A 16,356-nucleotide genomic window follows, 5' to 3' on the forward strand; every position below is an offset into this window, starting at 1 on the left:
TTTTTTTTTATATATTATGGTATTTGTTATACTCATATTCGAAATCCATAGCCTTATTCTTTTCTACGCAAAATGCCGTTACTAATAATATTTTTGGCTGTATAGGTTTTAAAATTACCACGAAATTTTTTTCTTTATACCAATAATATTTTTTCGTAGTATCATCCTTATCTTTTTTTTCAAAATACAGAATTTTTGAATTACCTATATTTTTTAAGATACACTTAATCCAATGAATTCGATTAGCTCTCTTAGAATCAAATTGTCTCGGTTTTTTATATGATTCCTCTTTTGTTATTAAATGAACAAAAGTCTCAGGGTATCCTTCAAAACCTTTTATCCAAGATTTATGACTTTTGAAAGTTAAACGGACTCCATCAACTTCTATATAATCATCTATTAATTCTTCTTGATATATTCTATAAATCTCCTCAAAATGCTCTTTACAGGGAATATTGTCATCTAAATCATCAAATAAGTCCTCTAAATTCTCTAAATCACTCATCTTCCTCTAAAGTTTTTATCTGAAAATCATAAATATTAAATTTAGTTTCCCAAGGTTCTGTCCCATCATCTAAAGAATACTTTGAGCATTTTTCTAAATATTTAACGACTTCATTTTTAGTAGGAGAGGCTCCAATTTCAGAATGCTTATTTCTAGACTTATAGCAAATTGCACCAATAAATAAATCGGTTAATTGAAGAAATTCATTTTCATTCGAATGAATATGTTGAAAAAAGATATAAGGGGAATTTTTTTCATAAAATTCGTCTAATTCATTTTTTAAAAGGAATAATCTCTTTTTTCCATAATGATCTTTTACATCTAAATAAACTCGACTTTTAAAGTCATTTTGTGACTTATTATTTAATAATATTTTTAAAGTTTTATAATAATAACTGTCTTCGTGATTTCTATTATATCTTTTATGACCTAAATTATTCTTATTTTTAATTAACACACATCTGAAATCTAAATCATTAGCAAAAAACCAATCAATAAGTTCTTTATATAAATCTAATCTAGAAGAAGACAATCTATTCCATTTTATTTCTGTTGGGCTCTTGTGTTTTAATTTTATTTTTTTGAACTCATCTTTTAGCTGTATATACTTGGTGTTATCAATTTTGATATAACCTATACACATAACTTGTGAATCATCCTTTTCTAAATGACAACTTTCGTCGATATATATATTGTAAATGTTTGACATAAAATAAAATAGCAAATATATAAACTACCTGCAATGTTTGCTAATAACTGTTAAAATTTGAAATACTTCTCGTCAATTGCTGAGTTTATAAGCTCTTTTAGGCTGATACCTTTTTCTGCAGACAATAATTTCAATTGCTTTAATTTCTCTGTAGGGATGTACAAAGAAAAAATTGTTTCTTCTTTTTTTTCCTTTACAGGAACTACAATCTGTTTCGGTGTTGTAACCGGGGCGTTTTTTGCTTTGCCTATAAGGGCAGAAAAATCTTGCTTTGCCATATTTTGTAATTTATATAATTATATAATTATATACTTCTAATTGATTGATAATGTTAATATTTCTTTTGTCAAGTTATCAATTTGCTTTTGTGCTTTATTATTTTCTTCAACCCCATTTAATAAGACTGAACGAGAAAAAACAACTAAGTCAGAAATCATATTTTTAGAAACTTTCACATTGTATTCTTTTAATTGGTCTTTTATTTCTTCTGTCAAAGTTGTGTTAGGCTTAATCATATTAAAGACAATTATTGCCTTTTTTTCAGCTTTAGAATCTTTAACGGTATCAATAGTAGATTTGATTGCTAAGAGGTCTAAAACGCCTGCTTTTGTGGGTATAATAATCACATCTGCTAAATCACACAATTCGGTTATTTTTTCAGATAAGTATGGAGGTGTATCTATGAAAATGAAATCATAATCGGATTTGGTAATCTCCTTTAATTTGTCTGCAGAAAAAATTGGAACTTCTGACAGTTCTCGAATATTCAGAAGAGAACCTTGCATATCCATATCAACAATACAAACTTTTGCATTCTGTCTTAAGTTTGATGCCAGGTTAAATGTCAATGTTGATTTTCCTACACCACCTTTTTGATGAGTGGTTAAAATTATTTTAGCCATTTATATAATTATATAATTATACAAATATATAATTACTTATAGTTTAGAGCAATTAATTAGAATGAAATGTATGATTAGATACTCCGTCACGACTTCAGAGAACCTATAGTATAAAAAAAGAACCTTAATTTCTATTAAGGTTCTTTTTTTTATTATTGAGAATTGCAAAGTTTAAAAATCATAGCCAATTTTAAAACTAAGATCAGGAACAACCTGTGTGGAATAACCTTTCTTCAAGATTTTTCCGATTCCCAAACCAGCTTTGAACTCATAATTGAAATTCTTTGCAAAGTTTCTTCTGAAGCCCCAAGTTGGAACAAACGAAATAGTCTCACTTACAGTAATGTCCTTAGTATTTGATATTACAAACCAATTAGGAACATATTCCAACTTTAGAGAAATATAATTTCCTGAATTGTTAGAAATATCTTTTCCTGAATCTTTTCTTTTCTGAAGATTATAATAATACTTAGGAGTTAAAGAAATAGCAGGAGCCAGAGCGAATCCAGTTTTACTATACATATCTCCACCCCAGATAGATGGGTATAGTTCTAGCTGACTTCTCAGCGTAAAACTTTCTGAGAGCCGAGCCTCATTATAAAACTCAGCGCCAAAAAATCCTATCTGAATTCCTGTCACAGATTTTTCTAAACTTGCTTTTTCCTGTGAGTAAGCTTGGATTCCTATAAATAATGATATTATGAATAATAGTCTTTTCATATTATTTTTTTTGAATTTTGAAAGTTCCACTTAGAGCTTCACTTCCAATGTTTTTTGTCCACTTACCATTAGAGTTTTCAAAATTGGCTATTTGTCCGTTGAAAACGAAACCACTTCGTGTATTTGCTGAGAGTGTTCCTGTAGATTGAACATAACCTAAAAATTCCTCCGTTGTAGTAGAATTATTATATTTTAAATCCCCAACAATATTGCCTGTATTAGTGATTTTAAAGGATATCTCACCTTTGTCATTTCCATCATAGAAACCAATGTAATTACCCTCATACTTTGAATTAGATTGTCTTTGGAGTTCTTCATCAGACTGACAAGAAAACAAAACTAGAAATTGCAAGAAAAATAATATTATTAGTAATCTCATTCTTTTTCTTTGATTAATTTAGCACCGTGCCATCCTCCATTTTTTTTAGCAATACCATACATATTTACACCCATAGCTGTTGGATGTTTAAAATCAAAATCACGTTTAGTGATACTTAAACCATTCCCAACACCACCACCGAATGTATAGGTTATCTGAGGTGTCACAGCTCCCCAATCAAAAACCTTTTCCAGGACATCTTGATTATCTTTAATCTCACTGAAGTCATAATAATCCACATAAGTGTAAGTGTAGGTATCTACTACAAAAGCAACTCTATTATATTTTTTATTATGTTTTTCTCCAAGTTTTTTCACCTGTTTCCACGCTTGCTCATAAAATAGTTTTCGCAATTGTTCGGGAGTTAAAGAGGTTGCATTGTAAACCCATTCTATCACACCGTCAATTTTCTTTTCAAATGGTAAGCTGGGCATCTTTGCGGGACCCATATTCACATAGTTGTAGTATTGGTCGACAGTAGTAAATACTTTATCTTCAAAAAAATATCTTTGTCCTGGCAGGCCACCTAATGGTGGATCATATGTATGAGTAAATGACCAAGCAATTGAATTCACTCCCATCCCTAATTTATCAGCATTTTCTTTTCTCCAAGTTCCTGTCCATCCTTTATACTGATGTTTAACTTTGCATCCAATAGCATAAACAAGCCACAAATCCTGAGAATAAAATTTCACCTTCACTCTTCTCCTATCTTCATATTTGTCATCTGTTACCCAAGTTGTTCCAAAGATGTTTCCTAATTTGGGTGTTCTTATTTCACCTATTTTTAAACCTTCTACAATTTGTGCAATATCTTCTTGTACAGGAGGGTTAGTTGGGGGATAATATGGGCCACCTCCGCCGCCGCCTCCTCCTTCCTCAGGATCAGGTGCCATTCTATTAGCGTTAAAATACTCAATATCTTGATTGATGGTTACCAATTTTTCAGAAGGCATACTTTCAATAAAATCATTTGCTACTTCACCATCTGTTGGCTTTAAAAGATTTCCAGAAATACTATTTACTTCAAGATAATTTACAAGAACATTATATTTTGTCGCTGGAGTTATAAATAAGCCTACATCGGTATATTTATATATTTTATCTGCTACTTGAATTTCTGCTTCGCCATTTAACATCGCTGAGTAAGCATCATCTCCTATAATTTCTTCTAAATCATCCAAATCTGTTAATACATCTTCCACTGCTATTTGAGATGGATTTTGGGCTACACCTTTACCGGCAAGTGAATTATTTACAGCTAAGCTAATTTTTCTTTCTTTGATTGTTTCGATAACTTGTGAAGCATTTTCTTCTGTAATTACAGGACGAAGAGATTCGAAATTCTTATTGTCTACGTAACTTATAATATCTTTGTCAGAAACACTCTTGAGTTCTTCATACTTAGCTTTTAAAGACTCTTTATTTGGAAAATATAATCTCCCATTTTTCACATTTGCATCGCCAATATTTGGTGTGTTTCCAGCTTTATCTGATACAAAAGCTTCCTCTCTACAAGAATTTAAGCATAGAAATATTCCTGATGCAATTAAAATTCTTGAAAATGTAATTTTCATGATTGTTAGATTTTTTTTGATTATTAATTCGGTTGCAAATAAATAAAATATAAATATAATAGCAAAATATTATATTAATAAATCAATATCATAAATGCTGACATAATTAACAGCCTATTTATTTTAATAATCAATTAAGAGAAACTAAAATAAAAAGGAAGATAAATTTTGCTAATAAATAAGTATAGTGTATATTTGCACTATACAATTAAGAGAATTTTAAGTTCAACCAAAAAAAGAGATGAAGATATGTGTAAACAACAGAAAAGGTATTATCAATTTTTTAAATTATGGGAATTACATCCATCAAGCATAAAGGCTTAAAATTATTATTCTCCGATGGAGATGCAAGTAAACTTCAACCTCACTTAGTAAGCAAAATTAAAAGGCAACTTGTGTTAATTGAAGGTTTAAGGAAAGTACCGGAAGATTTAGAGGTGTTTATAGGGGCTAGACCCCATAAATTACAAGGAGAATTGTCAGATTTTTGGGCAATTACTGTTTCCGGCAACTACAGAATTATATTCAAATTTGATAACATAAGTGGAGATGCTTCCGAACTCAACTTTTTAGATTATCATTAGCGAAAACAGTTATATTATTTAAAAAAATGAAGAGACATAAAAGTCTAAACATTCACCCAGGAGAACTATTAAGAGAGGAAGTAATTAAAGAAAGAGGTCTGACAATTGTAGAAGCTTCAAAGCTTTTGAATGTGTCAAGGCTTACACTCTCTAATATTGTGAATGAAAAAAGCAGTATCACTCCAAATATGGCACTTAAAATTGCATATGTATTTGGCGGAAATGCAGAGTTATGGATTCGATTGCAACAAAGTTATGATTTTGCATTAGCAGAACAAGCTTTCGAAATCGAAGGACTACACAAGCACTACGCACATTAATATTTGATTTTTTTTAAAAAAAGAATCAAGATGTTATTTGTGACGTCTGTTAGAGAAACAGAGTGCAATTCAAAAATAAAAATTATACTTACAAACTTTAAAAAAGCGTATTTATATAATTATATAAATACGCTTTTTCTTAATAAGCATTTAACTTCTTTTGCTGTTGTCTCCAATCATAGGGGGAAATAGGGTTATTATCATTCCATAAGCCCAAACCTTCAGATTTAGCTACATCCTGCATTTTTCCCAGTTCTTTATTGTCCGAATACTGATGATACTACCATCCTAAACCAGCTTTTATAATTTCTGCAGAGAGGTATTTATCATCGTCGTAAAATATTTTCGCAATGGTTCTGCCATAACGGTCTGTATCGGTTGGATAGAAAATAATATTCTTTCCAAAAACCTGAGAACTTGTAAATTGTTTGGCGTTATTTCCGAAGGGCTGTTTTGATTCTGGACAATCAACTTCTGCCAGGCGTAAAGTTTTCTGAATATTCCCATCCAACAATGCTACAACTGTATCGCCATCTTTTATGCCGACAATTTTTGCATTTATCTGAGAGAAAAATAATGCTGGACAGGATATAAAAAGTAGTAATAACCTCAAATTTTAATCTTTTTTTGGAAGAATTCCTTTGTTCTGATATATACCAACAAGATAAGCAGGAGATTTTAGAACAGTAATTTTACGTGATTTTATTTTTTCATTCAAATCATTGATAAGGTTGTCAAAATCGGTTTCTTTTTCTTTAGTCGCAATTAGTTCTGCCTGTTCTGGAGTTAAGCCATAAGAAATAACTTTAGACTTGAATTTTTGAATATCCACAGTTTTATCAAACTCAATTTCTAATTGTTTAAATTTTTGAGAATCGATGCTTAAGGTTACCCAAAAAAATTCTCTGCCTTTCTTTTTAAGTTCGTAGTCTAATTCGATATCGGTATTTTCTGATATTTGTTTCCTGGCTATATCCAAAACTTTAATCTTAAAGTCAGAAATTCTTTCAAATTGCTCATTTCCTTTTTTGTCAATTAGCCCCAGCATTTCTTTTAATTCCTTAATCTCAAATCTTTTCGTACCAACACTTCTCCATTGACAAGCAATCGCATATAGCCTTTTTGCATATTTGGAAGAACAATTCAAAACAGACTTTAACTGCATTGATGTAAAATTGTTTTTCAGTTCAAAAAAATACGGTTTCGCGCTTTCATTGATTTTTATGTTGAAGCTTCCCGTACCTTTCATATAATCGACATATTCAAATAGCCACATCTGTCTATGTCTTTCCGGGGTTTCAATTTCAAACATTCTACTACCTATGTTTTCCGTAGCTTCTCTTAATTGGGCATAGTTCCATTTACGCCCTGTAATTTCTTCGATATCGTGATTGTGAATGGTGTATTCCATTCTGTCCTTTTCAAGGCAAGAAAGAACCATAAAAAGAATATCAAGCATACAGGAAGAATAATCATATTTTCCAGAAGTGATAATGTTGTGTTGATAAATAAGTTTTGTATCCTTTTGTACGTCCATTAATTCCATAAATGTGATTTTTGTAAAACAAAAGTAAATAATTAAAACGACATATAAATACATCTGTCATTTAATAATGTAGTTTAAAACTTATAAAAGGTCGTTTTTCGCTTATAAAAAGTCGTTTTTCGCTTATAAAAAGTCGTTTTTAACTTATAAAAGGTCGTTTTTAACTTATAAAAGGTCGTTTTTGAGTGTTGTAATTGTCTATAATACAGTAATTTATAGGCTCTTAAATATAAGAAAGATATTAAATATAAATAATGTTTTAAAGAATAACGTTAGAAAGGAAGTTTAGCTTATTTATATGAAAAATTCAATGCCATTTTGGCAGTCTTGGAAAACGAAAAAACGAAACAGAAGAGGAAAGGCTTTTTCGGTTCGGAGATGTTATGTATAGCATAGTAATATTATATATCATTGATATTCAGCGGTGTTGCATTATAAGTACAAAGTGGATTAAAAAATGGCAAAGTGTAACTCTGTAACTTTTCTTTCAGAAAATTGCAGGAATTTTAAAAGAGATTGAGCCAAGAAATCGGAGTTAAAAAATCAATTAAAAGAAATCAAATTTAATCTGCACTCCTAAAAAAAATAGCATAAAGCTGTTCCATTTCATTCCACTATTTATATATTTTTTTTATCCGTTTCAATCGCTTGAATGGCTTTCTTTTTTTTTATTTTTTTCTTTTAGTTTAATATTTCAGTTTCTATTTTGATAAAAAAAAGGCACTAAAAAATAGCACCTTTCCAAGTTAAAACTTGCTTCGTTTAGTCATTGGATTGGGCGCTTCTCAAGGTCGTCCTTACGTTGCCTCTTTGTCCTTACGCACCAAGATAATAAATCGACAAAAATTTATTTTTGTCAGCAAGTTTTTTTTGCATAATTTTGGAATTATTAAAAATAAGTATAGCCCACTAGACTTTTATTTTCATGTGCTGCGCTACATAAAATAAAAATCGTGGGCTCTCCGAGGGTTTCCTTGCTCGAAATAGTACGCAGTTACATTTTAAACCTGCCTAAAATAGTACAAGGTTTGAATACAGAAATAGAAAAATATAGACAGAGAAAACATATGAGTTACGCAGTTTATCATACCGAAAAAGGCTCTACCAGTTCTGGAGGAATTGGTAAGCATATCGATAGGGAAAAAGGGGCGGAACACACCTACAGACATTCAGACCCGGAGCGTAGAAATTTGAATGAAAACCACATAATAAATGATCATTGCAAAAAGCCACTTAACCAGGCAATTTCGGACAGAATAAAAGAGGGATATTCTGCCAAAAACAAAGCAGGAGAATTGAAAGAAATTCGCAAAGATGCTGTAAAATATAACACGCATATACTTACAGGGTCTCACGAAAAAATGAAAGAAATTGAGAACGACCCACAGAAGCGGAAAGAATGGATTAATCAAAATTTAGATTTCATCAAAAAAGAATTCGGAGAAAAAAATATTGTCAGATTTGCCGTTCATCGAGATGAAAAAACGATGCACATTCACTCAGTCACGGTCAACTTAACCGAAGATGGTCGCCTTTCAGCGAAAGAAATAGTTGGAAATAAAAAGGCAATGCAGGATAGGCAAGACCGATATGCAGATCAGATGAAAAAATTTGGACTTGAAAGAGGAATCCGCAACACAGGAACGAAGCACGAAAACCAACAAGAATTCTATGCGAGAATGGAAAAAGCCTTGGAAGACGGAAACAAAAACGCCCCCGAAGACGTCAAAAAAGCCGTTTTTGGGGTAGAAGTCGGGATAGACAAGGATAAGACCATCGAAAACCTAAAAGGGGAAAATCGGTCCCAAAAGACCGCCTTGAGTATGCAAAAAAATGAACTTCTGAAAATAAAAGAAGAAAGAAAAAGAGAAGCCGAGTACAAAACTAAAATTACCGAAAGAACCAAAAACATTGATGAAAAACTTAAATATACTCTTCTCGATGATAAAATTCGGGAGAAAGTAAAACAGGAAAAAATTGATGAAATCGGGAAAAAGTATGGATATGATGTAAAACAAAAATTCAATTTCATTTCTCATTCCATCCAACACAAGACAGATGACGAAATTTCCAAATCCGTTTCTTCAGCAGTTAAAAAAGTATCTGAAGAAAAAAAACTTAACCCCGTAGATACAGCACTTCTGATGCGCACCAAAGAGGTTAAGGAAATCGCAGTACATCTTAAGAATGAAAGGGAACGCAGAAATGAAATAGACAAGAACCGAAGACGAAACCGAGGAATATGAAAAATTCCTTAGGAAGTCCCGAAAGCAAAAAAAACTAAAAAAACTCAATTAAAAATATCTTTATGACAGACACTCCATAAAAGTGCAAGAAGTGGTGTAACTCAACACAATTTCATTCTTTATAATTTTGAAAGAGAGGAATTAAACAGGGATTGACAAATCACCCCAATGGAATTAGATGTTTTAGAGGTTATATTGAGAGATGTAATCACTCTTTAAAATAATAGCCGAACTTCAATACAAAAGAAAAGCACTCATTTGAGTGCTTTTTTATAATATTTTTTTAAGAGATATAAAGTCAAATATGAAGTGTTAATTCTTAATGAATTTAGAACTCAGACCTCCAATTTTATAGATATACATTCCTTTTGATAAACTCTCTACATCCAAAGATATTTTACTATCAGAAGAATTGAAGATTTTATTAAAAAGAAGTTTCCCAGATGTGTCATAAATTTCCAATTTGTTTGTCCCATTTTTAGGATTTATCACATTTAGGATTTTATTAGCAGGAATCGGAAATGCTGAAAGTTTATTTTGAGATAGAATTTCTTTAGTGGTTAGTTCTGAAGTTGGTAATAAGTACACATCATATTGATCTTGGTCTTCAATAGTTAAGTTTTCTACAATTAATTTATTCTTATTAGCAGTGGCATCGTGAAAAACATAGTAAAGATCATAGAAATTGACTGTTCCAGCATTTGGTTGAAAATCTTTAATTAATTGACCATCCTCATTAATAAGAAGTAATTTCTTCCCTGACGTTTCATTAGCTGGATCATAGTAAGATGCTTCAACCATAAACTCATATTTATCATCAGTGTTAAAAATGTGTTTTGAAATAGAGTAAGGACTTCCATCATAATAATTTCCTCCAAGCCATAAATTATTATAGTTTGGAGGAAATGGAACATTGACTATTTTTCTCAAAGAATAGTCAGCATTATAAATTTTAAGAGTATTGTCGGTTCTATTCATCGAAACGTAAATACTTTCATTTTCATTAGTGTAACTCTGAATTATTTCGCCCACAGGAAAAGAATATTCAAGGGTAATTTGACCAAATACTAAGCTTGTAGCGATAATGGCTATAGATGATAAAGTTTTTTTCACAGGTATAAAATTGGTTATTATTTATCTTTTTACAAAACTAAATAAATTATAGCTCTCCGCTTTTAAAAAAGCACAAATTTATATTCTTAACAACAGCAATAATCTCAAAAAAACCGTATCATAACTGATACGGTTTTTAGGAAGAGATATTTAATTTAGAAAGAATATCCGATTCTTAGATGGATATCAATTTCTGCGAAATTACCATAGTCAGTCTCGTGTCGGTAACCGAAACCGGCACCTGCTTCATAATTGAAATTACTCCCTAAGTTTCTTCGAATTCCCCACTTTGGAACAATTGAAAAACTCTCAATAGCCTCTACTTTATTTTTTGAAAAAATAACAGTATTAGGTCTATAATTAAAAGCTACACCAAAAAAATTCCCAGCATTTTTTGTGATGTCTTTGCCTTTTTGTAGGCGATTTTCTAAATTATAGTATAATCGAGGTTCTAATCTTATATTTGGATGCCATTGACTACCATTACCAATTGCAAACATTGGTTCTATTCCAATTTCAGGACGTATTACAATTTGATTCGAAAGTTTTATTTCTCCACTTATCCAAGCTCCAATTATCCCTGTTTGAATATTTAAAACTGCTTTTTCAACACTTGCTTTTTGTTGTGAATAAAAAAGAGATGAAATAAACATTGTAGATAAAAATAATTTTTTCATTAATTTATTGTTTTTTTACTGACCAATTCCCATTACGCTCCCCCATCTTCCAGGTCCCTGACTTTTGAACAAAATTACCATATAACGTAAACCCGGATTCCAATATGACAGATTGAAGGGCTCCGTCATCTCGAATCATTCCCGACAGAAAAGATGTTTCTGAACCGGTCGGAGATGTTTTAGTTACTGATGTATAACCGTTTTTAGCAACCTCAATCAATAAAGTACCATTCTCATTTCCTGAATACGTTCCTATCCAAGCACCTTTATAGGGTGAAGTGTAACTATTCTCTGCATCTCGTTGGTCTATATTTTCAAGTAATTCACTACAAGATAATAAACTGAAGAGAGTAAGGAAATAAATAAATGATTTCATTATTTATCTTGTATTATCAATTTTGTTTCCATGCCATTGTCCATTTCTTTTCGCAATACCATACATTTTTACCATAAAATCTTGCGGTTTCTTTATTGTTGTACCTGGTGAAACATCAATGTTTCCGTTGTCTGGATTAATATTAAGTTTAATCTCACCTCCAAAATCAAAGGTTTTTTCAAGGCCATCATAATTATATTTATGTTCAAAATATGTTTTGTGAATTAAAACTTTACCAAAGTCGGGATATTTTCTAAATAAAGTAATTTTATTATCTAAAGCAGCAGGTGCTGGTTTACCAATCTTAGTCCAAAAATCCCTTAATTCCTTAATCGATTGTTCCCAAAACATTTTATTTAAATTGTCACTTGTCAATTGTCTATTACCTTGAGCTAAAGCAAGACCGACAATATCAGCGCCTGTATTCCTTCCAAAATTTTCAAGAACGATATCATCCTGCATTAATTTAGGAAATGAGGGCATACTAAATCCTGTCATATCATATGCACCATATGAATTAGGGCTCCAAAAAGTAGATGCATCATAGGCATATCTGCTGTTTCCAGTATAAATGTTCGTCTTACCAAATCCATTTGATAATGGAACAAAACTTCCTGAGAAATCATATTGAAATTGTACACCTTGAACTCCTAACCTTATTTCTTGTGCATCCTCTTTTCTCCAACCTCCAGTCCAGCCTTTGTATTGATGCTTAACTTTTATTCCTAAATGATAAACTAAAAAATAATTATAGTTATATGCTTTGGTTTTTACTCTGTATCTATCTTCATAACGATCTATACAAACGTCATTTTCTCCAAAAAGACTACCGAATACACCGTGTCCAATTTTACATAGAGGCATACTCAAAATATAGTTATTAAGAACTACATTTGGATCCGTAGGATTTGGGTTGCCAGGGTTACCTGGATTACCTGGATAATTTATAACAGTAGTATTTTGATTTGTTATTGCAACCTTGTTGGCATTAAAATATTCTATATCTTCATCTATTGCAACTTTTTCCTCAGAAGGTTTACTTTCTATATATGCTTGCTTAACTGAATCATCTGTAGCATACATAAGATCATCTGATATTTCTCTTACTGCTAAGTATTGAATTAGCTTATCGTATTTTGTGTCTGTTACAATGAATAATCCAACATCTGTATATTTAAAAATTTGGTTACCAACTTGAATTTCAGCTCTACTGTCTAGAAATGCTGAATAAGCATCATCACCTACAATTTCTTCAAGGTCATCAATGTCATCAGCTATTTCTTCTTCATTTTCTGTTTTGCTCGAAATACCTTTTGAGGACAAATAAGACATATACCTCTTATTTTTTTTCAATAGTTCTATCCTCTGCTTAAACTGCTCACTTACCTTTTTTTCATTATTCTCGGTAATTACAGGGCGTAACGAAATAATATTTTTAGAATCAATATACTTTGCGATGGTTTCATCACTTGCATCTTTTACCTTATCAAAGGTTGCTGTTAAGGCTTCTTTAGTGGAGAAATAGAGTCTTCCATTTCTGGTAATACCTTCGTCCAGCTTATGAGCGGAAGCTTCTGTATTATCAATTGTTATTTCTTCCCTACAGGAAGAAAATAGTGTGAAAATGCAGAGACTAGCAATAATCACAGGAGTTTTTTATACATGGTTTTAATTTTCAGCGAAAGTAGTATAAAAATATCAAATATGAAATGTTATTAATTAAATTAAATATATTTTCAAATAGAAGTTATTAATATGTGTGATATTGATAATTAAATATAGCGCACTATATAAGGAATACAAAGAGTTTTATGAATGAAAATAGGCTAAGTAGACTAGATAAGGATTATTTAAACTGGTTTATTACTCAAATTGGATCATTCTAGTTTATATGACAAAAATGTCATACAATTTTCTAATTATTTCAGCTATGCCTGTCTTTAATGAAATTATGTTCTTTAGAATGGAAATAACAAATTTTTAGTGCTATTAGCAACTTAAGAGTTTATTTTAGATAGTTGCATTTCGCTCTTTTGGATCGTATCTTTACGGCACAAAGTCTCCAAGGAGGCTTTTTTTTGTGCCATATTCTTGCGTCACAGCTTATAGAAAGCTTGAGATATATTTTTGTCCTTTCATACGAAATTAAGCAAAACTATATTTGGCATAGGGCGTTATTACCTTTGATAAAATGTAAGGAGGTGATTGACCAATTAAATTGTAAAATCCGTCTTTAAATGCGTTTTCACGCCTATAAAAGACAAAATCAAAATTAAGAAATGAGAATCTAATTTCGAACTAATTAAAGCAAGTCAATTTGTGTCCTTTGAGATGGAATCCAACAATTTTATCTTTAGCTGCAGGGAAAGTAATTTTTTTATGTTTTCGTGTAGCACATTTTAAAAAACGTTGGAAATACCTTTGTTGATGGTGTTTAAAAGATATTGAATTTGTGTCCTTTCGCAAGAAGTTAAGGAAAAATAGATTTGCTACAGAGCGATATTATCTTTGATGAAATGGTTAACAGGATATAGACCAAATATAAAATAAAACAGGTTTTAAAAAGGGGTAAGGACTTAACTATAATAACAAATAAAAAAAGTAAAAAAGAACAATTCAATTTTAGGAGATATTTATTAATAAATAGAAACAGTAGAAATTATGATAGATGTATTTACATTAGTTGTGCTAACAGGAATGATAGTATTGTTAGCAGGAATTTTCAAATTCAGAAAATTCAAAGGGTATGTTAAACTTTCTGAAATAGGCTTCGGCTTTGAAGGGGAAAGTTAGAATTGAGAAAAGCGGGTAAAATCCTTGGTAAAATCCCGCTTTTTTTTCCTGCATTTTTACTATTTGAAATATTTTATGAACAAAGTTTAATTTAAAAATTAACCCTTTTGTATATCATAATAGTAAGTTATATCTTTGCTGGATAGAAATCCTTTCGCAACAGCGGAGGGATTTTTTTTGCTATATGTTAAAGTGTTTGCGGTTCTCCGAACGATATTTTTTAGCGTCACAACTTTAGTGAAGCTGTGAGATTATTTTTGTCCTTTGAGATGAAATCCAACAATTTTATCTTTATCAATAGGGAGGGTAAATTGGTTTTCGTTTTCGTGTAGCACATTTTTAAAATCATTGGAAATACCTTTGTTTATAGATGTTTGAAAGTATTTTAATTTATGTCCTTTCACAAAAAGTTAAACAAAACGACCTTTGGTAAAATCTGATATTACATTTTACATATTAATATCCAAATTTTAAAAATTTTCATCCAATGTTAATAAAAATTAATTGAACAAAAAGAATTTTACAAGTATTAATAAATTATGAGTACACTATTTTTAGCACTCGGAATAACAGGAATAATAGTACTGTTATCCATAGGGATTTTCAAATTCAGAAAATTCAAAGCGTATGTTAAACTTCCTTATTTTGGATTTGGGTTCGAAGGGGAAAGTTAGAATTGAGAAAAAGCGGGTGAAAATCCCGCTTTTTTTATTTTTTTTTCTTCGGTATTCCAGACTTTTCATCCGTCCAAATTGCGCCTGACTGCATTTCTAAGTCCATTTCCAACCAAGTTTTTGCGGTGGTTTTTTCTTTATGCTTTTCTATTTCCAAAAACGAATCTAAATTTTCCAAGACTGTTTCCCCAAACACTTCCATTTTATCTTTTAACGGTGTTTTTCGGGAGGACAATTTATTGTGAATAGGACTATAAGGCAGGTAAATGTTTTTGATGACTATCTCGTCGGTAACGATTGTAATTTCAGTTTGATCGAGTGGCGCAGAACCGAGGATTATATCTTCTATAATCAAATCACGATATTTGATTGTGCTTACTGTATCAAATAATTCGTCAGCGTTTTTAAACTTTAAACCGTTACCAGCTTTAAGTTCTTCCATTGCTTTAATGGTTTCTTTGTTAGGTTTTTTCATCTTTTAAGATTTAATTTAACAACCAATTTTCCGTAATTCCACTACCCTCTGTTGGGTTTTTTAGTCGAAATAGTCCAAAAATTTCGAATTTTTGAAGCTAAATAGGTTATTTAGGCTCAAAAATGACCCAATTATTTTGCATAATTACTGTTTTTTATGGCTTTTTTTACTTCCGTAATTCCACTCGCCTTTTTCCGTAATTCCACTACCCTTTGTGTAGATTTAGAGCCAAAATAATCAAATTATTCTGCATTTTTGAAGTCGGATAGTATGTAAATTGTATAAAACTATCCAAGTATTCTGCATAATTGATTTTTTAGGGTGTTTTTCTTTATTTCCGTAATTCCACTACCCTTTGTGTAGATTTAGAGTCAAAATAATCAAATTATTCTGCATTTTTGGAGTCGAATAGTATGTAAATCGTATAAAACTATCCAAGTATTCTGCATAATTGATTTTTTTAAAATTCTTTTTTATTTCCGTAATTTTATTATTCCCTCCACAAAAGAAGTATATATCTCAAAGATGATAATTATTTAGAACTATTCTAAATAAAACTTAAGAATGAATAAGTGTTTGATTTTGAATATTATTTATATAATTTTGTAGTGTCAATACACAAAGTGTAAAGGACGTGGTTGCCCACAGACCCGTAAATGTGGACCGCATTCATCGAGATGCGGTTTTTTTTTATATATTATGGTATTTGTTATACTCATATTCGAAATCCATAGCCTTATTCTTTTCTACGCAAAATGCC

Annotated in this window: 18 protein-coding genes; 4 read left to right on the forward strand and 14 right to left on the reverse strand. The window is 30.8% G+C overall.

Annotated elements, in window-relative coordinates; translation table 11 throughout:
- Window positions 1-7: 7 nt before the first annotated feature.
- From OPU68_RS17910 to OPU68_RS17940, 7 genes are all read right to left on the reverse strand, one after another.
- Window positions 8-505: a hypothetical protein gene (locus OPU68_RS17910; RefSeq protein ID WP_028123660.1), complete on the reverse strand. Its 498-nt coding sequence runs from the start codon at window positions 503-505 to the stop codon at window positions 8-10.
- On the reverse strand, window positions 498-1,214 hold the full coding sequence (locus OPU68_RS17915) for a DUF3800 domain-containing protein (RefSeq protein ID WP_028123659.1): 717 nt from the start codon (window positions 1,212-1,214) through the stop codon (window positions 498-500). The genes OPU68_RS17910 and OPU68_RS17915 overlap by 8 nt, the downstream gene beginning before the upstream one ends.
- 50 nt (window positions 1,215-1,264) lie before the next feature.
- Window positions 1,265-1,492 carry a hypothetical protein gene (locus OPU68_RS17920; RefSeq protein WP_028123677.1) on the reverse strand — a complete coding sequence of 76 codons (228 nt, stop codon included), beginning with the start codon at window positions 1,490-1,492 and terminating at the stop codon, window positions 1,265-1,267.
- Between the two features lie 36 nt (window positions 1,493-1,528).
- Entirely contained in the window at window positions 1,529-2,116 is a 588-nt protein-coding gene (locus tag OPU68_RS17925; RefSeq protein ID WP_028123676.1) for an AAA family ATPase, read from the reverse strand.
- A gap of 171 nt (window positions 2,117-2,287) precedes the next feature.
- A complete protein-coding gene (locus tag OPU68_RS17930) occupies window positions 2,288-2,836 on the reverse strand; it encodes a hypothetical protein (RefSeq protein WP_498475289.1) in 549 nt (182 codons plus the stop codon).
- 1 nt (window position 2,837) lies between these two features.
- A complete protein-coding gene (locus OPU68_RS17935) occupies window positions 2,838-3,215 on the reverse strand; it encodes a hypothetical protein (RefSeq protein ID WP_154656915.1) in 378 nt (125 codons plus the stop codon).
- Window positions 3,212-4,792 carry a hypothetical protein gene (locus OPU68_RS17940; RefSeq protein WP_498475290.1) on the reverse strand — a complete coding sequence of 527 codons (1,581 nt, stop codon included), beginning with the start codon at window positions 4,790-4,792 and terminating at the stop codon, window positions 3,212-3,214. Before OPU68_RS17940 ends, OPU68_RS17935 begins: the two co-directional genes overlap by 4 nt.
- A 290-nt stretch (window positions 4,793-5,082) precedes the next feature.
- On the opposite strand from OPU68_RS17940, the gene OPU68_RS17945 reads away from it, so the two are divergent.
- Both OPU68_RS17945 and OPU68_RS17950 read left to right on the forward strand, forming a co-directional pair.
- Window positions 5,083-5,376, forward strand: coding sequence for a type II toxin-antitoxin system RelE/ParE family toxin (locus OPU68_RS17945; protein ID WP_498475291.1), 294 nt, complete (start codon window positions 5,083-5,085; stop codon window positions 5,374-5,376).
- 26 nt (window positions 5,377-5,402) lie between these two features.
- On the forward strand, window positions 5,403-5,696 hold the full coding sequence (locus OPU68_RS17950) for a HigA family addiction module antitoxin (RefSeq protein ID WP_498475292.1): 294 nt from the start codon (window positions 5,403-5,405) through the stop codon (window positions 5,694-5,696).
- Between the two features lie 280 nt (window positions 5,697-5,976).
- Here the strand turns inward: OPU68_RS17950 and OPU68_RS17955 are convergent, their stop codons facing one another.
- Together OPU68_RS17955 and OPU68_RS17960 are read right to left on the reverse strand one after the other, a co-directional pair.
- The gene (locus OPU68_RS17955; RefSeq protein ID WP_498475293.1) at window positions 5,977-6,309 is read right to left on the reverse strand and encodes a thermonuclease family protein; all 333 of its coding nucleotides are present in this window, start codon (window positions 6,307-6,309) and stop codon (window positions 5,977-5,979) included.
- 3 nt (window positions 6,310-6,312) lie between these two features.
- Complete coding sequence (locus tag OPU68_RS17960; protein ID WP_028123670.1) at window positions 6,313-7,242, reverse strand: replication initiation protein; 930 nt, start codon at window positions 7,240-7,242, stop codon at window positions 6,313-6,315.
- 1,028 nt (window positions 7,243-8,270) lie between these two features.
- Between OPU68_RS17960 and mobV the strand changes: the two genes are divergently transcribed.
- Window positions 8,271-9,488: a MobV family relaxase gene (mobV, locus tag OPU68_RS17965; protein WP_498475294.1), complete on the forward strand. Its 1,218-nt coding sequence runs from the start codon at window positions 8,271-8,273 to the stop codon at window positions 9,486-9,488.
- A 312-nt stretch (window positions 9,489-9,800) separates the two neighbouring features.
- On the opposite strand, the gene OPU68_RS17970 is transcribed toward mobV, so the two are convergent.
- From OPU68_RS17970 to OPU68_RS17985, 4 genes are all read right to left on the reverse strand, one after another.
- Window positions 9,801-10,601: a T9SS type A sorting domain-containing protein gene (locus tag OPU68_RS17970; RefSeq protein ID WP_498475295.1), complete on the reverse strand. Its 801-nt coding sequence runs from the start codon at window positions 10,599-10,601 to the stop codon at window positions 9,801-9,803.
- Between the two features lie 155 nt (window positions 10,602-10,756).
- A complete protein-coding gene (locus OPU68_RS17975) occupies window positions 10,757-11,278 on the reverse strand; it encodes a hypothetical protein (protein ID WP_498475296.1) in 522 nt (173 codons plus the stop codon).
- 4 nt (window positions 11,279-11,282) lie between these two features.
- A complete protein-coding gene (locus OPU68_RS17980; RefSeq protein WP_498475297.1) occupies window positions 11,283-11,654 on the reverse strand; it encodes a hypothetical protein in 372 nt (123 codons plus the stop codon).
- Between the two features lie 3 nt (window positions 11,655-11,657).
- Complete coding sequence (locus tag OPU68_RS17985) at window positions 11,658-13,301, reverse strand: hypothetical protein (protein ID WP_498475298.1); 1,644 nt, start codon at window positions 13,299-13,301, stop codon at window positions 11,658-11,660.
- 1,685 nt (window positions 13,302-14,986) lie between these two features.
- On the opposite strand from OPU68_RS17985, the gene OPU68_RS17990 reads away from it, so the two are divergent.
- Window positions 14,987-15,121 (forward strand): hypothetical protein, encoded by a 135-nt coding sequence (locus OPU68_RS17990; protein ID WP_262493710.1) that lies wholly within the window; start codon window positions 14,987-14,989, stop codon window positions 15,119-15,121.
- Window positions 15,122-15,155: 34 nt separating this feature from the next.
- Here the strand turns inward: OPU68_RS17990 and OPU68_RS17995 are convergent, their stop codons facing one another.
- Window positions 15,156-15,596 (reverse strand): hypothetical protein, encoded by a 441-nt coding sequence (locus OPU68_RS17995; protein ID WP_028123661.1) that lies wholly within the window; start codon window positions 15,594-15,596, stop codon window positions 15,156-15,158.
- Window positions 15,597-16,356 lie beyond the last annotated feature (760 nt).

This window comes from Chryseobacterium sp. TB1-D10, from assembly GCF_059803555.1.

Excerpts from the sequence above, each read along its gene's own strand:
- OPU68_RS17995 (WP_028123661.1), bottom strand. The coding sequence starts at position 15,596 with ATGAAAAAACCTAACAAAGAAACCATTAAAGCAATGGAAGAACTTAAA.
- OPU68_RS17945 (WP_498475291.1), top strand. The coding sequence starts at position 5,083 with ATGGGAATTACATCCATCAAGCATAAAGGCTTAAAATTATTATTCTCC.
- OPU68_RS17990 (WP_262493710.1), top strand. The coding sequence starts at position 14,987 with ATGAGTACACTATTTTTAGCACTCGGAATAACAGGAATAATAGTACTG.
- OPU68_RS17940 (WP_498475290.1), bottom strand. The coding sequence starts at position 4,792 with ATGAAAATTACATTTTCAAGAATTTTAATTGCATCAGGAATATTTCTA.
- OPU68_RS17980 (WP_498475297.1), bottom strand. The coding sequence starts at position 11,654 with ATGAAATCATTTATTTATTTCCTTACTCTCTTCAGTTTATTATCTTGT.
- OPU68_RS17950 (WP_498475292.1), top strand. The coding sequence starts at position 5,403 with ATGAAGAGACATAAAAGTCTAAACATTCACCCAGGAGAACTATTAAGA.
- OPU68_RS17910 (WP_028123660.1), bottom strand. The coding sequence starts at position 505 with ATGAGTGATTTAGAGAATTTAGAGGACTTATTTGATGATTTAGATGAC.
- OPU68_RS17920 (WP_028123677.1), bottom strand. The coding sequence starts at position 1,492 with ATGGCAAAGCAAGATTTTTCTGCCCTTATAGGCAAAGCAAAAAACGCC.
- OPU68_RS17915 (WP_028123659.1), bottom strand. The coding sequence starts at position 1,214 with ATGTCAAACATTTACAATATATATATCGACGAAAGTTGTCATTTAGAA.
- OPU68_RS17925 (WP_028123676.1), bottom strand. The coding sequence starts at position 2,116 with ATGGCTAAAATAATTTTAACCACTCATCAAAAAGGTGGTGTAGGAAAA.
- OPU68_RS17935 (WP_154656915.1), bottom strand. The coding sequence starts at position 3,215 with ATGAGATTACTAATAATATTATTTTTCTTGCAATTTCTAGTTTTGTTT.
- OPU68_RS17930 (WP_498475289.1), bottom strand. The coding sequence starts at position 2,836 with ATGAAAAGACTATTATTCATAATATCATTATTTATAGGAATCCAAGCT.
- OPU68_RS17960 (WP_028123670.1), bottom strand. The coding sequence starts at position 7,242 with ATGGAATTAATGGACGTACAAAAGGATACAAAACTTATTTATCAACAC.
- OPU68_RS17975 (WP_498475296.1), bottom strand. The coding sequence starts at position 11,278 with ATGAAAAAATTATTTTTATCTACAATGTTTATTTCATCTCTTTTTTAT.